At 63.5% G+C, this 14,090-nt stretch carries 13 protein-coding genes and 1 pseudogene; 7 read left to right on the forward strand and 7 right to left on the reverse strand.

The window, feature by feature from the left end:
• The first annotated feature begins 41 nt into the window (after positions 1 to 41).
• On the forward strand, positions 42 to 737 hold the full coding sequence (locus QM801_RS16850; protein WP_415020364.1) for a cyclic nucleotide-binding domain-containing protein: 696 nt from the start codon (positions 42 to 44) through the stop codon (positions 735 to 737).
• 15 nt (positions 738 to 752) lie between these two features.
• Here QM801_RS16850 and QM801_RS16855 read toward each other — a convergent pair whose 3' ends face one another.
• From QM801_RS16855 to QM801_RS16875, 5 genes and pseudogenes are all read right to left on the reverse strand, one after another.
• Entirely contained in the window at positions 753 to 1,382 is a 630-nt protein-coding gene (locus QM801_RS16855; RefSeq protein WP_415020365.1) for a DUF6596 domain-containing protein, read from the reverse strand.
• A gap of 424 nt (positions 1,383 to 1,806) precedes the next feature.
• Positions 1,807 to 1,989, reverse strand: a pseudogene (locus QM801_RS16860) (hypothetical protein); the annotation flags it as partial.
• Positions 1,986 to 2,348 carry a YciI family protein gene (locus tag QM801_RS16865; RefSeq protein ID WP_415020366.1) on the reverse strand — a complete coding sequence of 121 codons (363 nt, stop codon included), beginning with the start codon at positions 2,346 to 2,348 and terminating at the stop codon, positions 1,986 to 1,988. The gene QM801_RS16865 and the pseudogene QM801_RS16860, both read right to left, overlap by 4 nt.
• A gap of 27 nt (positions 2,349 to 2,375) precedes the next feature.
• Positions 2,376 to 2,828 carry a hypothetical protein gene (locus QM801_RS16870; protein ID WP_415020367.1) on the reverse strand — a complete coding sequence of 151 codons (453 nt, stop codon included), beginning with the start codon at positions 2,826 to 2,828 and terminating at the stop codon, positions 2,376 to 2,378.
• A gap of 178 nt (positions 2,829 to 3,006) precedes the next feature.
• Positions 3,007 to 4,368 (reverse strand): pilus assembly protein TadG-related protein, encoded by a 1,362-nt coding sequence (locus QM801_RS16875; RefSeq protein WP_415020368.1) that lies wholly within the window; start codon positions 4,366 to 4,368, stop codon positions 3,007 to 3,009.
• Between the two features lie 702 nt (positions 4,369 to 5,070).
• Between QM801_RS16875 and QM801_RS16880 the strand changes: the two genes are divergently transcribed.
• The 6 genes from QM801_RS16880 (at position 5,071) to QM801_RS16905 (ending at position 10,934) form a co-directional block, all read left to right on the forward strand.
• Positions 5,071 to 5,343 carry a type II toxin-antitoxin system Phd/YefM family antitoxin gene (locus QM801_RS16880; protein ID WP_415020369.1) on the forward strand — a complete coding sequence of 91 codons (273 nt, stop codon included), beginning with the start codon at positions 5,071 to 5,073 and terminating at the stop codon, positions 5,341 to 5,343.
• Positions 5,344 to 5,392: 49 nt separating this feature from the next.
• Positions 5,393 to 5,914 (forward strand): hypothetical protein, encoded by a 522-nt coding sequence (locus QM801_RS16885; protein ID WP_415020370.1) that lies wholly within the window; start codon positions 5,393 to 5,395, stop codon positions 5,912 to 5,914.
• Between the two features lie 202 nt (positions 5,915 to 6,116).
• Positions 6,117 to 7,646, forward strand: a complete 1,530-nt coding sequence (locus tag QM801_RS16890) for a YifB family Mg chelatase-like AAA ATPase (RefSeq protein ID WP_415020371.1) — start codon at positions 6,117 to 6,119, stop codon at positions 7,644 to 7,646.
• 69 nt (positions 7,647 to 7,715) lie between these two features.
• Complete coding sequence (locus QM801_RS16895) at positions 7,716 to 8,129, forward strand: DUF2000 domain-containing protein (protein WP_415020372.1); 414 nt, start codon at positions 7,716 to 7,718, stop codon at positions 8,127 to 8,129.
• A gap of 126 nt (positions 8,130 to 8,255) precedes the next feature.
• Positions 8,256 to 10,076 carry an ATP-binding protein gene (locus QM801_RS16900; protein ID WP_415020373.1) on the forward strand — a complete coding sequence of 607 codons (1,821 nt, stop codon included), beginning with the start codon at positions 8,256 to 8,258 and terminating at the stop codon, positions 10,074 to 10,076.
• A 42-nt stretch (positions 10,077 to 10,118) separates the two neighbouring features.
• Positions 10,119 to 10,934 (forward strand): GNAT family N-acetyltransferase, encoded by an 816-nt coding sequence (locus QM801_RS16905; RefSeq protein WP_415020374.1) that lies wholly within the window; start codon positions 10,119 to 10,121, stop codon positions 10,932 to 10,934.
• Between the two features lie 98 nt (positions 10,935 to 11,032).
• Here QM801_RS16905 and QM801_RS16910 read toward each other — a convergent pair whose 3' ends face one another.
• Both QM801_RS16910 and QM801_RS16915 read right to left on the reverse strand, forming a co-directional pair.
• Entirely contained in the window at positions 11,033 to 13,315 is a 2,283-nt protein-coding gene (locus QM801_RS16910; RefSeq protein WP_415020375.1) for an NADP-dependent malic enzyme, read from the reverse strand.
• Positions 13,316 to 13,614: 299 nt separating this feature from the next.
• Complete coding sequence (locus QM801_RS16915) at positions 13,615 to 14,016, reverse strand: type II toxin-antitoxin system PemK/MazF family toxin (RefSeq protein ID WP_415020376.1); 402 nt, start codon at positions 14,014 to 14,016, stop codon at positions 13,615 to 13,617.
• Positions 14,017 to 14,090 lie beyond the last annotated feature (74 nt).

The following is a 14,090-nucleotide window of genomic DNA, read 5'->3' on the forward strand; positions in this document are numbered from 1 at the left end:
TATGACAGCATCCCGCCTTCCATGCGCACCACGGCCTCCCCATGTTCGACAAGCTCCTGATCAGCGACAACATCGTCCATGTCGGCGCGCTCCTCTATCTCGCCGGCTTCCTCTTCCGCAACCAGCTGGCCCTCCGTGGACTGATCATCGTGGGCGACATCGTCTACGTCCTCTACTTCTATTTTGCGCCCGAGGTGCCGCTGTGGGGCGGCATCTTCTGGAGCGCCATGTTCATGCTGGTGAACGCGGGCATGATCCTCGCCATCCTCTCCGACCGCATGCACTTCCGCCTGAGCCGCACCGAGAAGCGGCTGTTCGACCTGCTGAAGGAAGTCTCGCCGGGGCAGTTCCGCAAGCTGCTGGCGGCGGCGCGGGAGCAGATCGCCGTCTCGCATCTCGCCATTACCGTGGAGGACAAGCCGCTCGACGAGCTTTATTTCGTGCTGGAGCGGGAGATCGAGATCGAGAAGAAGGGCAACCGCGCCGTCATACCGTCCGACACCTTCATCGGCGAGATCGCCTTCCTTCTCTCGCAGCCCGCCTCCGCCACCGTGACCATCGCGCCCGGCACGCCCTACTTCGTCTGGAATGCCCGCGAGTTGAAGGCGCTGATGGAGGCGAAGCCCGACCTCGGCACCGCCCTCAACCTCGCCATGAACCGCAAGATGGCGCAGAAAATCGCCGCGAGCGGCTTCCTCGGCGAAGTGACGAAGGCGGCGGTAAAAAAGGCGGGGTGAGGACGCTTCATGCGTCTAGGACGCGAGCGCGGCCCGCAAGCCTTCGAGATGCCGGCGCACCGCCGGGTCGGCCGTCAAACCGATTGCGGTGACGAGCGCGGCGCGCGCCTTCTCCCTGTCGTCCAGCAAGGCCGCCACATGAGCCCGCGCCACCCACCAGGGCTGATGGCCGGCAACCTTCGTGGCATCGATGGCCTCGAGATCGGCTGCTGCCTGCGCAGGCTTGCCTGAGTCCGCCACCACCACGGCCCGGCTGATGCGCGCGGCGATGCTGTCGGTATGGGCGACAAGCAGATCATACAGCACGAGCAGGCCCTGATGGTTGATCCGCCCCGTGATGGGCCGCTGGATGTGGACCGACTGGATCGCCGCTTCGCACTGGTAGCGGCCGAACTGCCCCATCCGCGCCGCATGCGTGAGCAGTGCTTCCGCCTCGATGATCATCGGCCTGTCCCACAGCCTCGCATCCTGGCGGCTCAGGGGCACGAAGCCGCCTTCGGCATCGCGCCGCGCACGGCGCCTCGCCTCGCAATAGAGCATGAGCGCGAGCAGGCCCTTGGCCTCCGGCTCTTCCGGCAGCAGCTGCACCAGAAGCCGCGCCAGCCAGATCGCCTCCGCCGTCAGAACTCTCCGCCGCAGGGGCATTTTCTATCGCGTCCCAGTCCTGCCCGAAGGCGGCATAGATCGCATCGAGCACATCGGCAAGGCGCTCCGGCATGTCGGCAAGCGACGGCAGGCTGAAGCCGATGCCGGCATCGCGCACCCGCGACTTTGCCCGCACAAGGCGTTGCGACATTGCCTTCGCATCGACGAGGAAGGAGCGCGCGATTGTGGCCGCATCGAAGCCGAGCACCACCTGCAGGATGAGGGGGGCACGGGCGGCGGCATCGATGGCGGGATGGCAGCAGGCGAACATGAGCTGCAGGCGTCGGTCCGGAAATGCGGCAGGCTCCGATTCATCTCCTCCCTCGTGCAGCAGCGCAAGTTCCGGCTCGGCTTCGCGGCGCAGCTTCTGCGCCCGGTATTGGTTGAGGCGGCGGTTCCGTGCCACGGTCATCAGCCAGCCCTCCGGATTGTGCGGGATGCCGTCTTCCGGCCAGCGCGACAAGGCACTCACCAGCGCCTCGGAGAGCGCATCTTCGGCGGCGGCAATGTCGTTGTCGCGGGCGGCGAGAAAGGCCACGAGGCGGCCATAGCTGGCCCGGGCCGCCTGTTCGGCAGCCCGGCGCGCAGCGTGGGCGGTGCCGCTCACTTCGGCGGGTTCATCACCAGAACGGGGCGGATCTCGACCGCCGCGGTGTGGGCCGAGGGCGCCTTGGCAGCCAAGCTCAGCGCCTCATCGAGATTTGCGACCTCGATGATGTAGAAGCCGCCAAGCTGCTCCTTCGAGTCGGCGAAGGGACCGTCCTGGACGATGCGCTTGCCGTCGCGGACGCGGAGCGTGGTGGCGGTATTGGGAGTCTGCAGGCCTTCGCCGCTCACCACCACGCCGGACTTCGCCATGGCGGTGACGAATACGTTCCAGCCGGCCCAGTATTCCTGGGCGGTGGCGGGGCTCACGCGGCGGTCAAGGTCTTCCTGGGTTTCGGTGAGGATCATCATGAATTGCATGGGTGTTACTCCTGTGGTGGGCGCGGCTCAGGCGGCGCGGTGAGAGGTTGCGGGGCGCAGGCTGAGCCAGAACAAACCGGCTGCAATGGCTACGACGGTGGAGAGGATGAGGATTTGCGGCAGGCCCATGGCGGCGAAAACACCATGGATTGCGTCACCCGTCCACAGCGCCACATAGGCCGCCAGCGAGACGCCGAGCACGGCGCGCGCCAGCCCATGGCGGAGGAGCAGAAGTCCGCTGCCGATCGCCCCGCCGAAGACGCCGATGGCGAAGGCGGCGGTCATCCACAGGGGATAGCCGGTCATGACCTGCGCCTGTTCCGGGGTGAGCCCCGAGGCCAGGAGGCTTTCCGGCGTGGCCCGCACGCTGCCCACGAACTGCACGATGCCGAAGATGTTCCAGGCGAGGCCGGCGAGCGCCGCAGCGCCGATGATCTTGCCGAAGAGGGGGCCGCTGCCGGCCGTTTCAGTGATACTCATAGGTGTCTTCCCTTTCTGTCCGGAAGGTCACGCCATCGCGCCTTCCGGACCAGTGACACCCGGCCCCTGCTGATTTCGACACGACCTTGAAAAAAGATTCAAAAAAAATTCCGGGGCCGGGTCACCTCCGTGGGCAGGAGATGACCGCAGCCCCTTGCTTCTTGGCAAATCAGGAGGATCAGCGGGCGATCCGCACCTCGGCGATGTCGTTCAGGATATCCTCGAAAGCGAAGGCCAGTTCCTTCGCATCGGCTGCCTGGTAGGCCTTGTCCGCCGCCGAGGCGCAATCGGTCAGGAGCTTCTGCAGGTCCTTGTCGGCGACGTCGAACTGCACGGTATAGATCTCGATGCCGTCGGCCTTGATGTTGGTGCAGAGCTCCGCCGACAGCGCCTGGGAATAGCTGACGGACTTGTAGACCGAGGAGGAGGCGAGGACATGCGTGCCCGCCGACCGCGTGCTGGGGGCCAGTGTGGTGGCGCCGTCGGTCATCAGCACCAGAACCTTGAGGCCACCCTTCGCCGCGAATTTTTCGGAATCTTCCGCCGCGGTGAGCGGCTCGGCGGAATTGAGCATGTTCCAGCCCCAGGTGAGGCCCGCAGGCAGATAGGTCTCGCCCGAGGCGGTGAGGGCATTGATCTTGGCCTGCGCCGCCGACGCACTGGTGGTGAGATCGAGGATTTCCGCCGCACAGCTGGTGTTGAGGAAGCCGGGGTAGCGCTTCACCTCCACATCGATGCGGGCGCGGTAGTCCTCGTCGCGCGAGCCGACACAGCCCGAGAACTTGTAGGCCGTGTTCACGTTCTTGCAGCTTTTCACCGCCGGTCCCCAGGACTGGCACACTTCCTTGCTGCTGGTGCAGGCATATTTCTTGGTGACGCCGTCGTTGGTGCTGCTGCAGGTGCCGGTGGTGGTGACGATGCTGCAACCCTTCTTTTCGGGATAGGTGGTGGAGCAGGAGGACGACTGCGCCACGTAGTCGGCGGGCACGTCGAAGTAGCGGTCGTTGCGGCGGCCCACACCGACGTTCACATAATTGGCGAAGGGCACGATGCCGATCTTGGCGTCCTTGTTCTTGAGCACACTGGTCACCATGCTCGCCGCGGCAGACTTGAGGGCGGTGATCTTCGCATCCGCCATGGAGCCGGTGGTATCAAGCGCCAGCACCATCTCGACGGGCGGAATGGAAGGGCGCACAGCAACCGCGCGCACCGCGACATCGACATTCGAAATTCCGGCAAGGGACATGAGCGAGGTGGGGATCTTGCCGTTCAGCTCCACGGTAAACTCGGTCTTGGCCGCATCGTAGGAGAACTTCGGCTGGCCGGAGAATTCGAGATCGAGTGCGGTGCTGTTCTCCTTCACCGAGTTGGCAGCGATCGCCTTCATCTGGCTTTCGGAGACACCGGTGGCGCTCACCGCCGCGAGGGCCGCGGCATCGGCGATGGCGGCGGCTTCCGTCTTGGCATTCTGCCAGCGCACGAAATCGATGGCCGAGCCGCAGGCCAGCACGACGGAGAAGAGGCAGATCGAAAACACCACGCTGGTGCTTCCTTCCTTGCTCCGGGACAATTTGGAAATCAGTTTGGACTTGTTGGGTGTGTTCATTGGGGGGCCTCGCATCTGAACAATTCCCCATCCCGCACAACCTGAAAAAAATGAGTCATGTATTTTCCAACACTTTGAATTGAATTTGAGAGATCACGGAAGGACTGCCGAATTCTCATTTGCCCATGAGCGAATACTTGCGTTTGTTTGCTGCAAGGTCAGCAAGCGGAGAGGTTTTTGTGTGTGATCCTGTGGTTCGTGGCGCGGCAAAGCGACCTTGGCCGTTCGGGCTCAAAAGCCCGAAGGGTGGGATCAAATTCTGGGATCAAAAAAGCTTCGAACCACGTGAGTAATTGGTGTTGCTAGAGGCTTCAAGAGATCGAAAATGGGCATGAGAACGGATCGCAACTCATATGCTGCATATGGAAAAACCAACAACGTTGCGATCTGAGAAAATTCTCCAATGTCATGAAACCTCTGGGCGTATTGCTGGATAGTAATGCAATCGGAGAATTGGCCGCTAGCGTGATAGGCAAGCAGGAGTGCCAGAATTGTGCGGACCACCGTCATCAGAACCTCCCAATCGTATAATTTGTACAATTATGCGAAATATATCTTTTTGTCAATTAAAATCTAATTGACTGTTTTGTGCGAATGGGCATATATAGCTGTTAAGTAATCATATGAGAGTGCACAATGAGCAATCAAATTTCCCTGTCGGATATTTCGAAGTCCAAGGCCGCTGATTTGCCGCAAACTCACAAATCCGTGGCGTCAAGTGAAGCGCGTGCGCAGTTCTCTACTCTGATGGATCTGGTTCAACTTCAAAAAGAAAAGGTGGTGATTACTGCTCACAGCAAGCCGATCGCTGCAGTGGTTCCTATGGGAGAATTGAAGGTACTGGACTGGCTTAAGGAGAATAACAAGCTGGAGGATATCTATCGGCAGATGGAAAACAGGGACGATTAACGGGGCAACAAAGATCTCGATCAGGCGACAACGGGGAGTTCAGTGAGACATGAATTCGGATGCCATGAGGAAAAAAATTGCGCAGGTTCGAAACTGCGGGCTTATCGAGTTTGGGGAACACGTTGCCGACGAAATTGAGAAGTTGAACCGCGCCGGTCTCAGATCACTGTTCACTCCATTGATGAAATTGGTTCGACTAGGGGCTGAGCGATCAGAGCACGTTTTAAAGCCTTTGTTCGATTTCACTAAATTTCAATCTCCCGAAAAGCATGGCGCAGTCATACGGGAACAAGTCACGCTGTTGGTGGGGACCAGCGGAAGCTCAATTTTCTTGGTCAAGGTACTGGACAACACTGAGGTGAGAAGAGGTGACTTCGATCGTCACAATTTCCATTCTCACAAACGAGTCGAATGCACACATGGTGATCACCTTTCTTACACTGTCGGACTAAAGGACAAGCTTCTGATCTTCGTCGCAAAAATCTTCGGCGAAACGCATCACTTCATTTACAGCATCGCGAGACAAAGGGAGTTGCCCATTTCGGATTTCTACCGGGCAATTCTGAGCTGACCACACTGTAGAGTCTGACCAAAATGTCAGGCGTCCCTCTGAATATGAGAGATGGAGTTGCCTTCCGAGAGGCGCGTTCTCGCTGGCCGCTCAAAAGGGCTGAGTAAGCTCAAAGGGTTCGAGGGAGTTCACACATTTGCCCATAAGCCAATACTTCCGAATGTTCACGGTTTGATCAGTCAACGCGGGGGCGAGGGGCATCATGACAGCGCGGGTGGCAACCATCGCCTTCCAGGGCGTGGAGGGCGTGATCGTCGACTGCCAGGCGCAGTTCGTCTCCGAGCAGACGGCCTTCACCGTCGTCGGTCTCCCGGACAAGGCCGTGGCGGAAAGCCGCGAGCGCGTGCGCGCCGCCTTCCATGCCATCGGCCTGGCGCTGCCGGGGAAGCGCCTCGTGGTCAATCTCTCGCCCGCCGATCTGCCGAAGGAAGGAAGCCACTATGATCTGCCGATCGCGCTTGCCCTGCTGTCCGCCATGGGGGTGATCCCGCCCGACTTTCTCGACGCCCACGCAGTGATGGGCGAGCTTGCGCTTGATGGCAGCCTGCTCCCCGTTTCCGGCGCGCTTCCCGCCGCCATGACCGCGCACGCAAAAGGCCTCGGCCTCATCTGTCCCAAGGCGTCGGGTGCCGAAGCGGCCTGGGCCGGGGAAGAGGTGGCGATCCTCGCACCCGAAACGCTGATCCAGCTTCTCAATCATGTGAAGGGCACGCAGGCGCTTCGCCGCCCCGCGCCCCGCCTGCAGCAGAAGGCGCCGGACCTGCCCGACCTCTCCGACATCAAGGGACAGGAGGCGGCAAAGCGTGCCCTCGAGGTGGCGGCAGCGGGCGGCCATCATCTGCTGATGGTGGGGCCACCCGGTGCGGGGAAGTCGATGCTGGCGCAGCGCCTGCCCTCGATCCTGCCGCCCATGCAGGCGCGCGAAATGCTGGAGGTCTCGATGATCGCCTCGCTCTCGGGCGAATTGCGCGACGGCGAACTTTCGCTGGCGCGGCCCTTCCGCGCGCCGCATCACTCCGCCTCCATGCCGGCTTTGGTGGGCGGCGGCCAGCGGGCCCGGCCGGGCGAGATGGCGCTTGCCCATCATGGCGTTCTTTTCCTCGACGAATTGCCGGAGTTCCAGCCGCGCGCGCTCGAAAGCCTGCGCCAGCCGATGGAGACGGGAACGACTGTCGTGGCGCGGGCCAACCATCACGTCACCTACCCCGCCCGCTTCCAGCTGGTCGCCGCCATGAACCCCTGCAAATGCGGGCTTGCGGGCGAGCCGGGCCAGCTCTGCCGTCTCGGCCCCCGCTGTGCGGCGGATTATCAGGCGCGGCTCTCGGGCCCGCTCCTCGACCGCATGGACCTGCAGATCGAACTGCAGGCGGTGCGCGCTGCTGACCTCACCCTGCCCCCGCCCAAGGAGACGAGTGCCGATGTCGCCGCCCGTGTTGCGGCCGCGCGCGAAACCCAGGCCCGTCGTTTCCAGTCGCTGGGGCGACCCAACCTCCGCAGCAATGCCGAGGCCGACGGAAAGTTGCTCGAAGAGATCGCCGCCCTCGATGCCCCCGGCACCGCCCTCATCCGGGACGCGGCGGACGCCAGGCAGCTTTCGGCCCGGGGTTATCACCGCGTGCTGCGCGTGGCCCGCACCATCGCCGACCTCGCCCACGCGGACCGGATTAGCCGCATTCACATCGCCGAGGCCCTGAGCTACCGCCAGCGTCCGGCAGGACTTCGCGCCGCCTGAGAAAGCGCGAGGCCTTTCAGACGGCGGCCCCTTGCGGCAAAGTGCGCCTCCGCAAACGAAAGGTTCACCATGAGCGCAGACCGCCTCGCAATCATCCTCGATCCCACCCTGCCGCCGGGCCTCCTCGCCAACACCTCCGCAGTGATCGGTGTGGGGCTGGGAGCCCTCTGGCCCACCCTTGCCGCCACAGCCCTAACCGATGCCCAGGGCCGCAGCATCCACAACAGCGCCAATCGCGCCCTGCCCATCCTGCAGGCGACGCCCGACGCCATGCGCGCCCTGCTTCTCAAGGCCCTGCCTCCGCCCGAGGGCGCTTCCGTTGTTGCCTTCCCGCAGTTCGCCCGGGCGATCCACGGCTTCGACGACTATCAGGCGCTCTTTCCGGAGAAGGATCTGGCGAATGAGGTGATCGAAGGGGTAGGACTTGCGGGGCCTGAAAAATGGGTGCGCTCCCTCACCGGAAGCCTGAAGCTACTGCGCTGAAACGGGGTCTTCCAGGGCTGGCTCAACCCCGCCCAATCACCATTTTTCTCAATATTTATCGAAACTTTACCGTGTTTTGATCGGGTCACCACTTGGAAATGCTTATGGGCCTAAAAGCGGCCCGTTATGACCCCCCCGGCACCCGAGCGAAAAGCCTCCCGCGGCCGCGCCAGCAAGAAGCGCAAGGGCGCGCTCTTTGCGGTGTGGAGCCTCGAGATCCTGCTGACGCTGGTGCTGATCGCCTTCGTCGCCCACTTCCTCGGCCATCGCCCCTTCGTGGCGGCCACCGTGCTGATTGTCGGCACCTTCACCTTCTCGGTCATCTGCTACGTGCTGCTCAACCAGGAAATCCTCGAGCGCATGAAGATGCTGAAGTCCGGCCTTTCCGCTGAACAGGAAGCGCGCAACGCCGCCGAGGAACTGGCGGAGGAAAAGTCCCGCCTGCTCGCCACCATGAGCCACGAGATCCGTACGCCGCTCAATGGCGTGATCGGCATGCTGGGCCTGCTCCTTGAAAGCGAACTCACCCCCGAACAGAAAAACTACGCCGGCACCGCCCATGCCTCGGGCCGCATCCTGCTCTCGATCATCGATGAAATCCTCGATGGCGCAAAGTCCGAGGCGCTGAGCAAGGACAAGTATGCGCCCGTCGACATCGTCGCCCTCGTCGAGAACGTGACTGAGCTGCTGGCGCCCCGTGCGCACGCCAAGGGAATAGAGATCGTCTCGCTCTTCGCGGCTGATGTGCCGCAGATGGTGCGGGGCGACGACATGCGGCTCCGCCAGATCCTCTTCAATCTTGCCGGCAATGCCATCAAGTTCACCGAGCAGGGCGGCGTTGCCATCGCGGTCGCCCGCGGCTCCGGCGATGATCTCGTCTTCACCGTCTCAGACACCGGCATCGGCATGACGCCGGATGAATTGCAGCGGGTCTTCCGCCCCTATACCCAAGCCAATGCCGAGACGACGCGCCGCTATGGCGGCACCGGGCTTGGCCTCACCATCAGCCGCCGCATTGCCGAAGGGCTGGGTGGCAGCATCAGTGCCGAAAGCACCAAGGGCAAGGGCACCGCGCTCACCGTGGTGCTGCCGCACATGCTCGATGCCACCGCACCGCTCCGGGCCGGCAATGCGCTCGCCGGCCGCCGCTTCCGCCTCAGCCTCTCCTCCGGATTTGTCGCCGATCATTTCGCCCGCCAGCTGCAGGCGCAGGGGGCAACGATTGCTCCTGCAGCCGCCGAGAGCGACGCCAGGGCGCTGCTCACCAACAGCATCGATCCCATCATCTGCGATGCGGCGTCAGGCCCCGACCTTCTCGAGGCCGCCCGCCGCATGGCGCGCCAGGGCCGCCCGGTACCGCAGATCTGGATCCTGCTCTCGCCCGACGAGCGCCGCCAGCTCCGCCATCTCCTCACCCCGCCGCTCACCGGCTATCTCATGCGCCCGGTGCGCTGCTCGACGCTCGTCGAACAACTGACCTCGCGCGACAGCGCCTTCATCCGCACCGCCGCGGCACAGCTCCGCACCATCACCACGCGGGCCGGCAGCGGCCGCACACTCAACGTGCTCCTCGCCGACGACACGCCGGTCAACACGGTCATCGCCCGCACCATTCTCGAGAAGGCGGGTCACAAGGTGACGGCCGTCTCCTCGGGCGCTGCGGCGATCGAGGCGATCAACAGCCAGACCGCCTTCGACATCCTTCTCCTCGACATGGAAATGCCGGGCCTGAGCGGCCCCGAGACCGCCCGCCTGATCCGTGCTGCGGAAACGCAGAAGGGGGCCAGCGCGCGCCGCCTGCCCATTCTCGCGCTCACCGCCAACACGCGCCCCGAAGCGGTTGAGGCCTGTGCCGCCGCCGGCATGGACGGCCACCTCGCCAAGCCCTTCGACCGCCACGACCTCGAGAACTGCGTCGCCCGCCTCGCGCTTGCCCCTGCGGCGTGATTGCGTTACCGAACCGTCACGGTTCCGGATAATCTTGCCCCCATGCTCCAGAGTGTTGCCGAGACGATTCTCGCTGAAAAGAGCGGCTTTGCCGCCAGGCTTGCCCGCTCCGCCGACGATGTGGCGGCGGCCCAGCGGTTGCGCCACCGTGTCTTCATGGAGGAAGGCACGGCCCAGACGGCCGCCAATCCCCAGGGCCGCGACGCCGACCGCTATGACGCGGTGTGCGATCACCTCATGGTGGTGCGGAAGGGCGAGGCGGGCGACCCCGCCTTCGCCATCGATGGCGGCGATCTCGTCGGCACCTACCGCCTGATCCGGGAGGATGCGGCAGGGCAGGTGAACGGCTTCTATACCTCGGCCGAATATGACCTGGCACCGCTTCTCGAGCGCAAGCAGGGTCTCTCCTTCCTCGAGCTCGGACGCTCCTGCGTGCGCGCCGACATGCGCGACCAGCCGGTGGCCGAACTGCTCTGGCAGGGGATCTGGAATTATGTGCGCAAGCATCGCATCGACGTGATGATGGGCTGCGCCAGTTTCGACGGCACCAATCCTGACGATCACGCCGAGGCGCTCACCTTCCTCGCCCACAAGGCGGCAGCGCCGGATGACTGGCGTGTCGCGGCGCTTCCCGACCGCTATGTGGAAATGCGCCGCAAGCCGCTGGACGCCATCGATGCGCGGAACGCCATGCGGGCGCTGCCGCCCCTCATCAAGGGTTATGTGCGGCTCGGCTGCCACGTGGGCGAGGGTGCCGTCATCGACCACGCCTTCAACTCGACCGACGTGCTGATCCTGCTGCCGGTTGCCGCCATCAATCCGCGCTATTTCGCCCACTTCGGCGCGCCCGCGGGGTGATGCTTCGAGGCATTGCTGCGCAATGCACCTCAGCATGAGGGATTGCTGATATCCTCACCCTGAGGTGCGAGGCGAAGCCGAGCCTCGAAGGGTGTGCCTCACCAGTTCAAATCAAACGCCGCAATCGCCGCAAGGTTGACGATGTCGTTGGTCGTCGCCGACATGGAGGCGATCTGCACCGATCCTGAAATGCCGGTGAGCAATGGCCCGATCACCGTGACGCCGCCCAATTGCTGCAGCATCTTGGTCGAGATCGAGGCCGAATGCGCCGCCGGCATCACCAGCACGTTGGCAGGGCCGGTGAGGCGGCAGAAGGGATAGAGCGCCATCGCCTCACGGGAGAGCGCCACGTCGGCCGCCATCTCGCCGTCGAACTCGAAATCCGCGCCGCGGCGCGCCAGGATTTCGACCGCCTCCTTCACATAGGTGGCGCGCTCGCCCTTGGGATAGCCGAAGGTGGAGTAGGAGAGCAGTGCCACGCGCGGCTCGTAGCCGAACTTGCGGGCGACACCTGCCGCTTCCTGAGCGATGTCGGCGAGTTCTTCCGCCGTCGGCAGTTCGAGCACCGAAGTATCGGCGATGAACACGGTGCGGCCGCGCACCAGCGCCATGGAGACGCCGATGGGGCGGTGGCCCTCGCGCACGTCCAGCACCATGCGCACGTTATCGAGGGCCTGCGAATAGTTGCGGGTCAGGCCCGTCACCATGGCATCGGCATCGCCCATCGCCACCATGCAGGCGCCGAAGACGTTGCGGTCCTGATTCGCAAGGCGCTGGCAGTCGCGATAGAGCAGGCCGTCGCGCTGTAGGCGGCCATAGAGGAAGTTGGCGTAGTCGATGTTGCGGTGAGAGAGGCGCGCGTTCAGAATTTCGACGTTGTCGTTGAGTTCGATGCCCGCACTCTTCAACGTGTCGGCGATCACCTCTTCGCGGCCGATGAGGATCGCAGCACCCAATCCCGCCGAGGCATAGGAGTTGGCGGCGCGGATCATGCGGTCTTCCTCGCCCTCGGCGAAGACCATGCGCTTGGGCTTGCTGCGCACGTAGCTGAAGACGTTCTGTAACGTGCCGGCGATGGGATCGAGGCGGGCCGAGAGCTGGGCCGCATAGGCCTCGAGGTCGGCGATGTGGTGGCGGGCAACGCCCGTTTCCATGGCGGCGCGCGCCACGGCGACGGGAATGCGCGAGATGAGGCGCGGATCGAAGGGCACCGGGATCAGGTATTCACGCCCGAAGGTGAGGCGCGAGCCGTGATAGGCCGCGGCCACTTCATCGGGCACGTCCTCGCGGGCGAGTTCGGCGAGCGCACGCGAGGCCGCCACCTTCATCTCCTCGTTGATGGTGCGGGCCCGCACGTCGAGCGCGCCGCGGAAGATGTAAGGGAAGCCAAGAACGTTGTTCACCTGGTTGGGATAGTCCGAACGGCCCGTCGCCATGATGACGTCGCTCCGCACCTTGTGGGCATCCTCGGGCGTGATCTCCGGATCGGGATTGGCCATCGCGAAGATGATCGGGTCCTTGGCCATGCTCTTCACCATCTCGGGTGTGAGCGAGCCCGCAATCGAGAGGCCGAAGAAGACGTCCGCGCCATTCATCGCATCGGCCAGGGTGCGGAGCGGCGTATCGACGGCATGCGCCGACTTCCACTGGTTCATACCATCGGTGCGGCCCTTGTAGACGACACCCTTGGAGTCGCAGAGGATGACGTTCTGCCCCGGCACGCCCAATGACTTCACCAGTTCGACGCAGGCGATGGCCGCAGCCCCTGCGCCATTGCAGACGAGGCGGAAATCCTTGAGCGAGCGCCCGGTGAGCTGCAGCGCATTGATGAGGGCGGCGGTGGCGATGATTGCGGTGCCGTGCTGGTCGTCATGGAAGACGGGAATGTCCATGAGTTCGCGCAGGCGCTGTTCGATGACGAAGCAGTCGGGCGCCTTGATGTCCTCGAGGTTGATGCCGCCGAAGGAGGGGCCGAGATAGCGCACCGCGCCGATGAACTGGTCGACGTCCTTGGTATCGACTTCGAGGTCGATCGAATCCACGTCGGCGAAGCGCTTGAAGAGCACGGACTTGCCTTCCATCACCGGCTTCGAGGCGAGCGCGCCCAGGTCACCGAGACCCAGGATGGCGGTGCCGTTCGAGATCACCGCCACGAGGTTGCCCTTGGTGGTGTAGTCGTAAGCCGTGGACGGGTCTTCGGCGATCCGCCGCACCGGCACGGCCACGCCGGGGCTGTAGGCCAGCGACAGGTCGCGCTGCGTCGCCATGGGCTTGGTCGGATTGATCTCGAGCTTGCCGGGTTTTCCCCTCTGGTGGAACTGCAGCGCCTCTTCGTCGGAAATGGTGGGGCGCTTGGGAAGGCGGCGGGGAGGGGTGGTCATGATGGGCTGCGGCGTCCTGCTGAAAGAAGCGCCAGCCTAGAGAGGGAACGGGTGCCGCTCAAGGGCGGAACGGTGGCCCAGACCCACGCCATAAGTCGAAGCGGGGTGTGTGGTTAATGCCGCTTACACGGCATGGCAGATGAGCCTCGAAAAGCAGAAAGCCCCGCAGGGCGGGGCTTCCACAGACATCGAAACCGGATTGCATGCATCACGGTTCCGATGGCCAGCTAACGCCGGACTGAAGTGCCGGAGTGACCGGCGACAATTGATATGTACTGGAGGCGGCGGATGCAATCAAGTCACAAGCCAACGCCATGACGCACACATTGCTTGACCCGCTCGAAGACGTCGGGGTCCAGGACTCGCGGATCCTGAACCCGCCTTCCCTGCCTGTCCCGGCGGAACAGAAATCTCAACCGATGGAAAGCTACGGTAAGAATGATGTCGCCCTTCAGCCACATCCGGGGACTGGCGTAGGGTTCTGGCAACGGCGGATCGAAGGTGATTTCCATGTGATGCAAGAGCGCAGGATTGGGAGGGGTCGTACTGAGGGGCACAATGGTGCACATCTGCTTCCGCCCGGTAACAGGAGGCGAGACTATGATCGCAGGCCTTCTTTTCACCATCTCCGGTGGCCGGAAACCTTCTGACAGGTCCACCCTGACCACCGTACCCGGCTGTGGATGCACAGTGATGATCAAGCCCGTTTCCCCTCGCCAAGGAAAGGCTGGCAGCTTGTTTGCAACTCCGCCAATAAAGGAACGAGGCCCGCTTA

Origin of the sequence: Aestuariivirga sp., from assembly GCF_047600585.1 — a bacterium.
GTDB lineage: Bacteria > Pseudomonadota > Alphaproteobacteria > Rhizobiales > Aestuariivirgaceae > Aestuariivirga.

Bases quoted from the DNA above. Each gene is read 5' to 3' on its own strand.
- QM801_RS16900 (WP_415020373.1), top strand. From the start codon at position 8,256: ATGACCCCCCCGGCACCCGAGCGAAAAGCCTCCCGCGGCCGCGCCAGC.
- QM801_RS16865 (WP_415020366.1), bottom strand. From the start codon at position 2,348: ATGCAATTCATGATGATCCTCACCGAAACCCAGGAAGACCTTGACCGC.
- QM801_RS16885 (WP_415020370.1), top strand. From the start codon at position 5,393: ATGAATTCGGATGCCATGAGGAAAAAAATTGCGCAGGTTCGAAACTGC.
- QM801_RS16850 (WP_415020364.1), top strand. From the start codon at position 42: ATGTTCGACAAGCTCCTGATCAGCGACAACATCGTCCATGTCGGCGCG.
- QM801_RS16870 (WP_415020367.1), bottom strand. From the start codon at position 2,828: ATGAGTATCACTGAAACGGCCGGCAGCGGCCCCCTCTTCGGCAAGATC.
- QM801_RS16905 (WP_415020374.1), top strand. From the start codon at position 10,119: ATGCTCCAGAGTGTTGCCGAGACGATTCTCGCTGAAAAGAGCGGCTTT.
- QM801_RS16880 (WP_415020369.1), top strand. From the start codon at position 5,071: ATGAGCAATCAAATTTCCCTGTCGGATATTTCGAAGTCCAAGGCCGCT.
- QM801_RS16855 (WP_415020365.1), bottom strand. From the start codon at position 1,382: ATGCCCCTGCGGCGGAGAGTTCTGACGGCGGAGGCGATCTGGCTGGCG.
- QM801_RS16890 (WP_415020371.1), top strand. From the start codon at position 6,117: ATGACAGCGCGGGTGGCAACCATCGCCTTCCAGGGCGTGGAGGGCGTG.
- QM801_RS16910 (WP_415020375.1), bottom strand. From the start codon at position 13,315: ATGACCACCCCTCCCCGCCGCCTTCCCAAGCGCCCCACCATTTCCGAC.
- QM801_RS16895 (WP_415020372.1), top strand. From the start codon at position 7,716: ATGAGCGCAGACCGCCTCGCAATCATCCTCGATCCCACCCTGCCGCCG.